A 9,962-nucleotide genomic window follows, 5' to 3' on the forward strand; every position below is an offset into this window, starting at 1 on the left:
GATTGACGGATCATTCAACGCGGAGGTGAGCGGATGGCCGAGACGGTTCCCACGTCTGCCAGTGCCGGAAACGTCGCGCCCCCGCCCAGTTCGCTGCGCCGCCTCGTGCCGCGCATCTTCTCACGTGCCCCGTCCCGCGACGGCGTTGAACCGCTGATCCGCACAGTGCGCACGCACCACCCCAAAGGCGACGTCGCGATCATCGAGCGCGCCTACCAGGTTGCTGCCCGCGCGCACGCGAGCCAGAAGCGGCAGAGTGGCGAGCCGTACATCACGCATCCGCTTGCGGTGGCTCAGATCCTCGCCGATCTGGGGCTCGGCCCCCGCGCGATCGCGGCGGCCCTGCTGCACGACACGGTGGAGGACACCGACTATCGCCTCGACCAGCTGACCGCCGATTTCGGTGACGAGGTCGCAATGCTCGTCGATGGCGTCACGAAGCTCGACAAGGTCAAGTACGGGGATGCTGCGCAGGCCGAGACGGTCCGCAAGATGATCGTGGCGATGTCCAAGGACATCCGCGTGCTCATCATCAAACTCGCCGACCGCCTGCACAACGCGCGCACGTGGGGGTTCGTCCCACCCGAGAAGGCCGCCAAGAAGGCGACCGAGACCCTGGAGATCTACGCGCCGCTCGCGAACCGCCTCGGCATCCAGGCGGTCAAGAGCGAACTCGAAGACCTCTCCTTCGCGGTGCTCCACCCCAAGCTCTACGCCGAGATCGACAGCCTGGTCAAGCAGCGCACACCGCAGCGCGAGGAATACGTCCACAAGGTGATCGACGCCGTCGAAGCGGATCTTCGCGACCTGCGGATTCGTGGACGCGTGATGGGGCGCCCCAAGCAGTTGTACTCGGTGTACCAGAAGATGGTCGTGCGCGGCCGCGAGTTCGACGACATCTACGACCTCATCGGCATCCGCGTGCTGGTCAACACCGTGCGCGACTGCTACGCCGTGCTGGGCTCGATCCACGCACGCTGGACGCCGATTCCCGGGCGGTTCAAGGACTACGTCGCCACGCCGAAGTTCAACCTCTACCAGTCGCTGCACACGACGGTCATCGGCCCGGGCGGCCGCACCGTCGAGATCCAGATCCGCACCAACGAGATGCACCAGCAGGCCGAGTACGGCGTCGCGGCGCACTGGAAGTACAAGGAGCGGATGGCGGGCGGCAAGGGCGATGCCAAGGCCGTCGACACCGACATGGCGTGGATCGCGCATATCTCCGATTGGCAGGCTGAGACCGCCGACCCGGGGGAGTTCCTCGACTCGCTGCGCTTCGAGATCGGCGCCAAAGAGGTCTACGTCTTCACGCCGAAGGGTCGGGTCATCGGCTTGCCGGCGGGCGGAACACCGGTCGACTTCGCGTATGCGGTGCACACCGAGGTCGGTCATCGCACGATGGGGGCGAAGGTCAACGGTCGTCTCGTGCCACTCGAGTCCGAGCTGCACTCGGGTGACGTGGTCGAGGTCTTCACCTCGAAGAACCCGGATGCCGGTCCCAGCCAAGACTGGCTGGGGTTCGTCAAGAGCACGCGCGCGCGCAACAAGATCCGCGGGTGGTTCACGAAGGAACGCCGCGAGGAAGCGGTCGAGCAGGGCAAGGATGCGATCGCGCGCGCCATGCGCCGACAGAACCTGCCGCTGCAGCGACTGATGAACCAGGATTCGTTTGCCGAGGTCGCCCACCAGCTGAAGTACGAGGACGTCACCGCGCTGTACGCCGCCGTCGGCGAAGGCCACGTGTCGACCCAGTCGGTGATCGAGAAGGTCACGGCACTGGTGAGTTCCGAAGAGGATACCTCGACCGGACCGATCGAGATCCCGCACATCGGACGCTCCAAGGCGCCGCGTGGGGGAGACTCCGGCGTGCTCGTGCGCGGTGCCCCCGACATCCTCGTCAAGCTCGCGAAGTGCTGCACACCGGTTCCCGGCGACGACGTCGTCGGTTTCGTGACGCGCGGCAGTGGTGTTTCGGTACACCGCGCCGACTGCACGAACGTGAAGTCGCTGAAAGACGAGCCCGACCGGATGATCGATGTCGCCTGGGCGCCGACGACCAAGAGCGTGTTCCTGGTGCACATCCAGGTGGAGGCTCTCGACCGCTCGGGCCTGCTCAGCGACATCACGCGTGTGCTCAGCGAGCACCACGTGAACATCCTCTCCGCCTCGGTGCAGACGACGAATGACCGCCTGGCGCTCAGCCGCTACGTCTTCGAGATGGGCGACATCGTGCATCTGGATCGTGTGCTGAACGCGGTGCGACGGATCGACGCGGTCTACGACGTGTACCGTGTCACCTCCTCCTGAGCGCGAGCGCGCAGGTACGCGACGCCCGCACGTTTGAAGTGCACCGGGGGTCCGGAATCGAGAGCATCGGCTGCCCTGATCGCGAGCGCGGGTCGCCACGTCAGCAAGGCGTCGATGACGCTCGCAGTGTCGCTTCCCGCGCACAGATCGCGCACCAGATCGCCCAGCGTCTTCTCCGGGGTCGTCACCGCGACGCCGGAGACGATTTCGGCGTCGCCGGGTTTCAGGGCGTGGTCGCGGTAGACCAGCCCGATGTCGATCACCTGATGGATGCGGTGCGCCGAGCACCTCTGCACGCGGTGGCGGGCGGGCGGTTCCGCGATGGCCCCATGCACCCACGCGGCGGACTCTCGCGTGACAGCCAGCTCGGGGGAGATCCGCTCCCGCAGCGAGCCAGCCCGCAGTTCTCGGGTCTCCACCGCATCGGCGGGCATGTATGCCTCCCCGATCTCGACCAGGTCGCCATCCAGGCGGGCCGCGGACAGCTCGGCCCGCGAGAGTCGATCGTCGGGGAAGTACAAGAACGGCCAACTCATCACCGCAGTCTCCCGTGCGACAGGGTCACACGGGAGACTGCGGGATAGTTCTGTGGACAGATCCGCAATAGACGCCGCCGGGGAGGAGGCGGGATGCGTTCAGCCGCCGAGGGCCTTGAGCCAGCTCTTGCGGGCCTCGAGCGCTTCGGTCGCCTTCGCGATCGCGGACGCGTTCTTCGATGCCTTCGCCTTGTCGAGGTCGGCCTCAAGGCCTGCGATGGCATCGCGCAACTGCTGCGTCATATCGTTCTGACGCGCCTTGGTCTCAGGGTTGTTACTCTTCCAATCGGCATCCTCGCGCGCCTTGACGCCGTGCTCGATCTTGCGCAGCTCGTCGTCGAGACCGCGTTCTGCTTCGCGAGGGAAGATACGCCCGATCTCGTCCCAACGGCGCTGGATGCCGGTGAGGAGCGCGCGCGCCTTGACGATGTCCTTCTCCTGCGGCACGGCCGCGGCTTCCGTCAGGAGCGCACGCTTGGCGTCGATCTTCTCGCGGGATTCCTCGGCGTCGGCGTGCTCACGGTCGCTGCGAGCCGCGTACAACGCGTCGCCGGCGGCCTTGAAGCGGGCCCACAGGGCGTCGTCGGCCTTCTTGCCCGCGCGGCCTGCGGACTTCCACTCATCGAGAAGCGTGCGATACGCGCCGATGCCGTCCTCGCCCTTGCTCCCCAGCGCTTCGGCGCGCTCGACGAGCCGCGCCTTGGCGTCGCGCGCGGCGCGGTGCTGCTCGTCCATTCCCGCGTAGAACTCGCGGCGGTGCTTGTCGAGCGTCGAGCGAGCATCGCGGAAACGCTTCCAGAGCTGCTGGCCAGTGCTCTTAGGAAGGCGCGGTCCGGTCGACTGGTGTGCTTGCCACTGGTCGAACAGCTCGCTCACCTCGGCCGTCGTCTGCTTCCACTGGATCGACTTCGGTTCGCGGGCGGCGATCGCCTCGATCTTCTCTACCAGTGCGGTGCGCTCGGCGATCGCGGCATCCACAGCTTCGCGCTGAGCCTGTGCCTCTTCGGCAGAGGCCTCACTGAGCGCGGCGTCGAGAACGGCGAGACGGGCTTCCAGGGCGGCGAGATCGCCCACGGCCGCGGCGCCGGTCACCCGCTCGCGCACCGTCTTGAGCGTCGAACGCAGATCCGATGCCGAGGCACCACCGTTGCGATGACGCACCTCGAGCAGCGTCACCTCGCCGGCAAGATCGACGTACTTACGCTCGAAGTAGGCGAGGGCCTCTGCGGGGGTTCCGTCAGGGTACTGACCCACGACACGCCAGTCATCGCCCTCGCGCACCGACACGGTGCCGTCGTCGTCCACGCGCCCGAAGCTGTCTGCGGCGGCCTGCGGAAGCGCCGCGACGGCCGCGCGGCGCGCGGGCGGGCGCGGCACAGGCATAGCGCGCGGAACCGCCGACGAGGTCGGCACGCCCGAGGCGCTGTCGTTTGCGGGCGGGGCGTCCTCCACAGGCGCGGCTTCCTCGACGGAGGCGGCTTCCACCTCGGCGGCGGTCGGCTCATCGACGGAGGCCGTGTCAACGGCGTCCACGACGACGGATTCCTCGACAGGAGCCTGCTCGGCGGGCTCGTGCTCGGGCTGGGAAGTGGGGACGTCAGTCACGGAATAGCACCTCGTCGCGGCGCACGCCGCATGGGGGTTCGGTCGGTTTACAGCCTATACGGGCATGCCCGCCGTCCGTGGTGCACGCAGAGTCCACGTCCGGCGGCAGCATCAGGGCGTCGGAGTCGGGGCGGGGATCTCTGACGAGCCCGGCAGTTCGATAGGCGTCGGGGCGGGAGTGCTCGAATCGGTCGGCATGGGAAGAGGCGCGCCTGGACCCATCGTGTAGTAGGCGATCTGACCGCCCACGACCGCCAGGATGAGCAATCCCCCCGCCGCACCGGCGATGAGGTTGTCGCGGCGACGACGGGCGATGAGCCCATCATGGAACTCCTGACGCGCGAGATACGTGCGCGTGCGTTCCTTCTCGACACGCGTTTGCTTCTTTCCTGCAGCCGCAGCCACCCGGACCTCCCTCATTCCCCGCGATCCGGGGCCGCACGAACACTATCGGGAAGACTACGTGGCGCCGCCCCGGCGCGACAAACACGGTGCGCAGCGAGACCGAACCGCGCCGCCGAGCCCCACGTCGGAGGGCGCGGCTAGCCTGGAGCGGTGGCATCGGCATCCGCTCTCTTCCAAGGTCAGACCCCGTTGGCCGTCCGGATGCGCCCGACATCGCTCGAGGAGGTCGCCGGTCAGGCACATCTGCTACGCCCAGGATCGCCACTGGTCGCCCTCGCCGATCCCTCGGGGGCTGCCAGGACCGCCGTCTCCGTGATTCTGTGGGGCCCTCCGGGCACCGGCAAGACGACGCTGGCGCAGGCCATCGCCCGCACGTCCGGGCGCCGCTTCGTCGAGCTTTCGGCCGTGACCGCCGGTGTCAAGGACGTGCGCGAGGTGATGCAGGAGGCGATGACCCAGCGCGATCTCTACGGGAGCTCGACAATCCTCTTCCTCGACGAGATTCATCGCTTCACCAAGGCGCAGCAGGACGCGCTGCTGCCCGGCGTCGAGAACGGATGGGTCATCCTCATCGCCGCGACCACCGAGAATCCCTCGTTCTCGGTGATCGCGCCGCTGCTGTCGCGCTCGCTGCTGCTGACCCTGCGCACCCTGACGGACGACGACCTCGGCCTGCTGCTGGACCGTGCGGTGTCCGATGCGCGCGGGCTCTCGGGCCGCGTGCAGCTCGATGCCGAGGCGCGCACCGCGTTGATCCAGCTCGCCTCCGGCGATGCTCGGCGAGCCCTCACATCGCTCGAAGCCGCGGCATCTATCGTGGTCGATGCTGCGGCGGACGCGCCCGGGGAAGCGCCCGCCACGGTGACAGCGGCCCATGTGGCGCAGGCCGTCGACCGGGCACTTCTGCGCTACGACCGTCAGGGCGACGAGCACTATGACGTCATCAGCGCCTTCATCAAGTCGATCCGCGGCTCCGACGTGGACGCGGCCGTGCACTACCTGGCCCGCATGATCGAGGCGGGCGAAGACCCGCGGTTCATCGCTCGACGCCTCGTCATCTCTGCATCCGAAGACATCGGACTCGCTGACCCGCAAGCGCTCGTGATCGCCGTGGCCGCGGCCGACGCGGTCGCCTTCATCGGCATGCCCGAAGGACGCATCCCACTGGCTGAGGCCACGGTGTACCTGGCGACGACGGCGAAGTCGAACGCGGCGTACGTCGCCATCGACGCCGCCATCGCGGATGTGCGGGCGGGGGGCTTCGGGCGGGTGCCGACGCACCTGCGTGACGCCCACTATCCGGGCGCGAAGCGGCTCGGCCATGGCAAGGGCTACGTCTATCCGCATGACCTCGAGGTCGGCATTGCGGCGCAGCAATACCTGCCCGACGAGCTTTCGAGCCGGCGCTACTACGAACCGACGGGGCGCGGGCTGGAGCGCGACATCCGAGCGCGCGTCGAGAAGATCCGCAAGATCCTCGACGAGTAAGCGGTCCAGGGGCAGACGAAGCGGCTCCTCGACGAACCGACCGACGGTGCGAGGATCGAAGGATGAGCGCTGATCTCACGCCCCGCTGGCATCGTCTCGCGACGTCGGACGTCTACGACGGTTTCACGACCGTGCGACGCGATACCTATCGCCTGCCGGACGGTTCAGTGTCGGACTGGGATGTCCTGGTCCAGGACGACACCGTGGCCGTCGTCGCCGTGACGACCACCGGCACCGCTCTGTTGTTCGAGCAGTATCGGGTCGGCCCGCAGGAACTCGTCCGTGAACTCCCGGGCGGGCTCATCGAGGCGGGCGAGACCGCGCTTGAGGCCGCCGCTCGCGAATTGCTCGAAGAGACGGGGTACGTCGCCGAGGCCATGTTCGCGTCGGGTTCGGAGCTCTCGGGTGCCAACTCGACCCGGCGCACCCACATGGTCGTCGCCGCCGAGTGCCGTCAGGTCGCCCACCCTGCATGGGAGACGGGGGAGACCGGCACCGTGCTCGCCGTCGAGATCGACGATCTGATCACGCATCTGCTCTCCGGGGAGCTCAGCGACGCGGGGGAGGCCATGCGCGGTCTCCACGTTTTCGTGCGCAGCGACGTCGACGATCCGGCGCTGCGGCGGCTCCAAGAACGACTGCGATCGGCGCTGGCGGCTGACGCCTCCATGCCCTCCGAGGACGACGTGATCGACCGATTTTGGGTCGAGGTCGACCTCGACCACCCTCACGACGCGCACGACGCGTTGGAAGCTCTGCTGGCGGTGGAGGACGCCGACGATGCGCGTGCCGCCTACGAGCGGGCCTCTCTGCACGACGCGCTCGGCGAGGAGGAGGCCGCGATCCCGCTCTACCGCCGAGCGTTGGAGGCCGGGCTGGACGCCGCGCACCGCACACAGGCGACGATCCAGCTGGCGAGTTCGCTGCGCAACGTCGGTCAGCCGTCCGCCGCGATCGCGGCACTTCGCGGCATCACCGATGATGATCCGCTGGCCGAGTCCGCACATGCCTTCCTCGCGCTGGCGTTGTACGCGGACGAGAAGCCGACCGCGGCCCTGAGACGGGCACTGCAGACCCTCGCTCCGAAACTGCCGCGCTACCAGCGGGCCGTCAACGCTTACGCGGACGAGCTCACCAGCCTCGACCGGGTTCGCGCCATCGCCGTCGGTCTGCTGGTGCAGGAGGGCATGGTGCTCCTTGAGTCGTACCCCGCGAACGAGCGACACGGCGAGTTCCTCCGCGTCCCCGGTGGCGGAATCGAGTTCGGTGAGACGGCTGCGGCCGCCATCGCCCGTGAGTACGCCGAGGAGCTCGACGCCGAGCTCACGGGTGCCGAACTGCTCGCGGTCACCGAGAACATCTTCGACAGCCCGACCGGCCGTGGCCACGAAATCGTCCACGTGTTCCGGGTCTCGTCTGAGGGCCTGGCATCGCTCGGCGTCGACCAGCGACTACCTGTTCGCGACAGCCACACGACGGTCGGCTGGTACGACATCGCCGCGCTGAGCGCGGACGAGTCGCAACGGCCCGTCTACCCTGTCGGAGTACTCGACCTCCTGCGCTGAGCAGCCCCGCACCGCGGGTATGTCAGGCTTGCCGAATGTCGGCCCTGTTCCTCGGTGTGCTCGCGATCGTGCTCCTCAATGCGTACGCCGGCGTGCTGGTGGTGCTGCGGGCACGGGTGTACGGCGTGACGCTGTACCGGCCGATGCTGCTGAACATCGGCCTCTCCTTCCTGCCGTTGCTGCTCGCCGTCGTCTTCGGAAGCGGTTTCCTCCTGTTGGTCCCTGTCTTCGACCGTGCGGCCGACGTGATCGGCGGCGGCGGAAGCGTCGCCATCTGGGTGTATCTCGTCGTCGCGACGGCGGTGTGGCTGCTGTTCTTTCCGAACTCCGTGTACCTCATCACGGAGCTGAACTTCAGCCATCGCGCCGAGACAACGCCGGTGCCGCTTTGGTACGACATCGTCCAAACGCTGGCGTTGACTCTGTCCGGCATCGCCAATGCCATCCTCAGCCTGGCGGTGGTGCAGAGCATGGTCGTGCTGCTCCTGGATCCACCCGACCGGCATATCCCCGGGGCGAGCTGGGCATTCGCCGCGGCGGTGATCGGGCTGGGTGCGGTCGGGGTCTACCTCGGCCGGTATCTGCGCGTGAACAGCTGGGACGTGCGGCATCCGAGCTCGATGATGCGCAAGCTATCGACCCATCTGCGCCAGCGTGGCAAGGCCCTGGAAGCCCTCGGATTCGTGCTCACGCATGCGCTCCTGATCGGTCTGCTCTACGCTCCGCTCTTCGCGCTGGGCTGGTCCGCGTTGCTCGCAGGGGCGCTCTGATAGGATCGAGTGGCTCGAAACCGGTTTTCGGGCATCCCCTCTCTTCTTGACCGACCTTCCGGCATGCCCCGGCGTGCAGTCCGGACAGGGCGAGGAGAGGCGATACGTCCGCGAGTCGCGATAGTCGCGTCCGCGTAAGGAAAGGAACACTTCGTGGCTACGAAGTCCCAGGACCGCCGCAAGGTGCGTCTGTCGCGTGCCCTCGGCATCGCGCTGACCCCCAAGGCAGCCAAGTACCTCGAGAAGCGCCCGTATGCTCCCGGCGAGCATGGTCGCACCAAGCGCAAGCAGGACAGCGACTTCGCCGTCCGTCTGCGCGAGAAGCAGCGTCTTCGCGAGCAGTACGGCATCCGCGAGAAGCAGATGCGCAACACCTTCAACGAGGCTCGTCGCAAGGACGGCCTGACCGGTGAGAACCTGGTCGAGCTGCTCGAGATGCGTCTCGACGCCCTCGTGCTGCGCGCCGGCTTTGCCCGCACCACCGCGCAGGCCCGCCAGCTCGTCGTGCACCGCCACATCCTTGTGGACGGCCAGCTCGTCGACCGCCCGTCCTTCCGCGTGAAGCCGGGCCAGCTCATCCACGTCAAGGCGAAGAGCGAGTCGCTCGAGCCGTTCCAGGTCGCTGCTCTCGGCGGTCACGCCGAGGTGCTGCCCCCAGTTCCGGGCTACCTCGAGGTCGAGCTCGACAAGCTGCAGGCGCGCCTCGTGCGTCGCCCGAAGCGCGCGGAGGTCCCCGTCACCGGTGACGTCCAGCTCGTCGTCGAGTACTACGCCGCGCGCTAAGCGGGGCGCAGTACCGCCGCGCAGCGGCCGAGTACACAGCTACGCCGCGCGCTACGCGCCGAGTGCGATCCGAAGGGCGTCGGGGGTTCTCCCCGGCGCCCTTCGGCGTACCCGCGGGCCCATCGACGGGGGCCATGCACCTAACATGGAGTCCATGAAGAAGGTGCTGTGGTTCGTCGTGGGTCTCGCGGGAGGCTTCGTCGCCGCCCACTTCGTGAACAAGGACCCCCGCGGCCACGAAGTGCTCGCCGAGGTCGACGCCCGCATCACGGAGTTCACCGATCGCATCGGCGATGCCTACCGTGCGCAGGAGGCGAAGATCGATGGTCTCGCCGAAAACGTGAAGGGCGCCGCATCGCACGCCGTCGAGTCGGCGAAGGATGCCGTAGCCGATGTCGTCGACGCGGCCGCTGACGCCGTCTCGCACAACGACTGACCCGCACCCGTTCTCGACGGGAATCACCCCGTCGCCGCACGCCCACGCCCTGCCGAGGAAGCCA

General features: G+C 67.9%; 9 protein-coding genes. 6 read left to right on the top strand and 3 right to left on the bottom strand.

What is annotated here, in order from left to right; translation table 11 throughout:
- The first annotated feature begins 33 nt into the window (after positions 1 to 33).
- A complete protein-coding gene (locus ITJ43_RS02095) occupies positions 34 to 2,310 on the top strand; it encodes a RelA/SpoT family protein (RefSeq protein ID WP_194581661.1) in 2,277 nt (758 codons plus the stop codon).
- Here the strand turns inward: ITJ43_RS02095 and ITJ43_RS02100 are convergent.
- From ITJ43_RS02100 to ITJ43_RS02110, 3 genes are all read right to left on the bottom strand, one after another.
- Positions 2,280 to 2,846, bottom strand: a complete 567-nt coding sequence (locus ITJ43_RS02100; RefSeq protein WP_194581662.1) for an SAM-dependent methyltransferase — start codon at positions 2,844 to 2,846, stop codon at positions 2,280 to 2,282. The genes ITJ43_RS02095 and ITJ43_RS02100 overlap by 31 nt on opposite strands.
- A gap of 99 nt (positions 2,847 to 2,945) precedes the next feature.
- Entirely contained in the window at positions 2,946 to 4,451 is a 1,506-nt protein-coding gene (locus ITJ43_RS02105; protein WP_194581663.1) for a DUF349 domain-containing protein, read from the bottom strand.
- Between the two features lie 111 nt (positions 4,452 to 4,562).
- Complete coding sequence (locus tag ITJ43_RS02110; protein ID WP_228495281.1) at positions 4,563 to 4,856, bottom strand: dioxygenase; 294 nt, start codon at positions 4,854 to 4,856, stop codon at positions 4,563 to 4,565.
- Positions 4,857 to 5,057: 201 nt separating this feature from the next.
- Between ITJ43_RS02110 and ITJ43_RS02115 the strand changes: the two genes are divergently transcribed.
- From ITJ43_RS02115 to ITJ43_RS02135, 5 genes are all read left to right on the top strand, one after another.
- Positions 5,058 to 6,344, top strand: a complete 1,287-nt coding sequence (locus ITJ43_RS02115; RefSeq protein WP_194582429.1) for a replication-associated recombination protein A — start codon at positions 5,058 to 5,060, stop codon at positions 6,342 to 6,344.
- Positions 6,345 to 6,406: 62 nt separating this feature from the next.
- Positions 6,407 to 7,909 carry a tetratricopeptide repeat protein gene (locus ITJ43_RS15260; protein ID WP_194581665.1) on the top strand — a complete coding sequence of 501 codons (1,503 nt, stop codon included), beginning with the start codon at positions 6,407 to 6,409 and terminating at the stop codon, positions 7,907 to 7,909.
- A gap of 35 nt (positions 7,910 to 7,944) precedes the next feature.
- Entirely contained in the window at positions 7,945 to 8,679 is a 735-nt protein-coding gene (locus ITJ43_RS02125; protein WP_194581666.1) for a DUF1361 domain-containing protein, read from the top strand.
- 153 nt (positions 8,680 to 8,832) lie between these two features.
- Complete coding sequence (gene rpsD, locus ITJ43_RS02130; RefSeq protein ID WP_194581674.1) at positions 8,833 to 9,462, top strand: 30S ribosomal protein S4; 630 nt, start codon at positions 8,833 to 8,835, stop codon at positions 9,460 to 9,462.
- 154 nt (positions 9,463 to 9,616) lie between these two features.
- On the top strand, positions 9,617 to 9,898 hold the full coding sequence (locus tag ITJ43_RS02135; protein WP_194581676.1) for an ATPase: 282 nt from the start codon (positions 9,617 to 9,619) through the stop codon (positions 9,896 to 9,898).
- The last annotated feature ends 64 nt before the right edge of the window (positions 9,899 to 9,962 follow it).

Origin of the sequence: Microbacterium sp. VKM Ac-2870, assembly GCF_015350795.1 — a bacterium.
Classification (GTDB): domain Bacteria; phylum Actinomycetota; class Actinomycetes; order Actinomycetales; family Microbacteriaceae; genus Microbacterium.

Coding starts and splice junctions, on each gene's coding strand:
- ITJ43_RS02095 (WP_194581661.1), top strand. CDS start 34: ATGGCCGAGACGGTTCCCACGTCTGCCAGTGCCGGAAACGTCGCGCCC.
- ITJ43_RS02100 (WP_194581662.1), bottom strand. CDS start 2,846: ATGAGTTGGCCGTTCTTGTACTTCCCCGACGATCGACTCTCGCGGGCC.
- ITJ43_RS02115 (WP_194582429.1), top strand. CDS start 5,058: ATGCGCCCGACATCGCTCGAGGAGGTCGCCGGTCAGGCACATCTGCTA.
- ITJ43_RS15260 (WP_194581665.1), top strand. CDS start 6,407: ATGAGCGCTGATCTCACGCCCCGCTGGCATCGTCTCGCGACGTCGGAC.
- ITJ43_RS02125 (WP_194581666.1), top strand. CDS start 7,945: ATGTCGGCCCTGTTCCTCGGTGTGCTCGCGATCGTGCTCCTCAATGCG.
- ITJ43_RS02135 (WP_194581676.1), top strand. CDS start 9,617: ATGAAGAAGGTGCTGTGGTTCGTCGTGGGTCTCGCGGGAGGCTTCGTC.